The organism is Bartonella grahamii ATCC 700132 (genome assembly GCF_000518085.1).
In the GTDB taxonomy this organism is placed as follows: Bacteria; Pseudomonadota; Alphaproteobacteria; order Rhizobiales; family Rhizobiaceae; genus Bartonella; species Bartonella grahamii.
Genome location: NZ_JACX01000070.1, coordinates 1 through 1,108 on the forward strand (window position 1 = coordinate 1; position 1,108 = coordinate 1,108).

Here is a 1,108-nt window from a genome sequence, read left to right on the forward strand (position 1 = left end):
AGAAAAGATCAATTATCGCAAACTATACACTTTACTTTAGTATCAAAATTATAATAATGACAATAAATATCAGGCTTTGTTTAATTATCAAAAATAGTTAAAATGAAGTCGAGCACCCTTATAATTTTAATTACAAATCTTTTATCAGCTTGTGCATTAGCACCAAAGCTAAAACAGCCCAATGATAGGAACCGTGTGCCTATTAATAAAACAATCCCTGCCGAAATCAAGCGAGCAAGTATATGAGAAAGATTCTTACTATAACAGGAATGATTACCCTTTTTGGAATGATAAATTTAACTCTAACGTCTAACTTTAGTTGGGGTTCTACAACTCAAGATTCAACTGTTCAAATTCCTTTTTCAAAAGCAAACTATCTGGAAATTATTAAGTTGTTAAAACAACAAATTGAAGAAACCAAAAAGCAGATCGAAAACGCGAAAAAAATCCATCAGTCTATAATAGGACCTAAAATACCACCATATACACTAGGAGACACTTTTAGTTTTTTCATACCAGTTTCGCCTTTTGACTACCCAGACACAAAAACAAACTACCAAGCCATATATGTTGGGCACTATAGAAATCTTTTTCGTAAACTTGTTCTCGAAGAGAAAAGGGACAGCTTCCAGAAATTGCCGTATTATAAGATACGCGAAATAATTAATACACGTCTTAAATATAGTGGAATTATCGAAAAAGCTGTAAGTTTACAAACTTTCAAAGACATAGAGAACCGCTTTAAACAAGTGAAAGATTTCTTAGATAAGATAAATAACACAAAAGATCTGAAAGAACTTTTTGATCTACAAACACGCATTAAGACCATGTCATCCATGATCCAAAATGAATATACAAAGCTACAAATGGTCAGAAATTTAAGCGATGACGAAGAGACTCTTATCGAAATACAAAAACGTAAATTGTATAGCAAAATTGTAGCCTCTTACAACAAACGTATGCCTGAAATAAGATATAACCAATAAAGCTCTTTACAACATTTGCTTTTTTTCATGAAAACAAAAGCTAATGTAGAAGGTTCAGTACTATCTGAACAATTCAGAGAGGCACAAAGATTTTATCAAAGCCAAAATATTGTGATGAAAAT

The 1,108-nt window shown here is 31.5% G+C and carries 2 protein-coding genes; both read left to right on the top strand.

The features are described 5' to 3' along the window. The first annotated feature begins 102 nt into the window (after positions 1–102). On the top strand, positions 103–246 hold the full coding sequence (locus tag U736_RS11980) for a hypothetical protein (RefSeq protein WP_015857023.1): 144 nt from the start codon (positions 103–105) through the stop codon (positions 244–246). Then, on the top strand, positions 243–986 hold the full coding sequence (locus tag U736_RS0108780; RefSeq protein WP_015857024.1) for a TrbJ/VirB5 family protein: 744 nt from the start codon (positions 243–245) through the stop codon (positions 984–986). The genes U736_RS11980 and U736_RS0108780 overlap by 4 nt, the downstream gene beginning before the upstream one ends. Positions 987–1,108: the final 122 nt, after the last annotated feature.

Bases quoted from the DNA above. Each gene is read 5' to 3' on its own strand.
- U736_RS11980 (WP_015857023.1), top strand. From the start codon at position 103: ATGAAGTCGAGCACCCTTATAATTTTAATTACAAATCTTTTATCAGCT.
- U736_RS0108780 (WP_015857024.1), top strand. From the start codon at position 243: ATGAGAAAGATTCTTACTATAACAGGAATGATTACCCTTTTTGGAATG.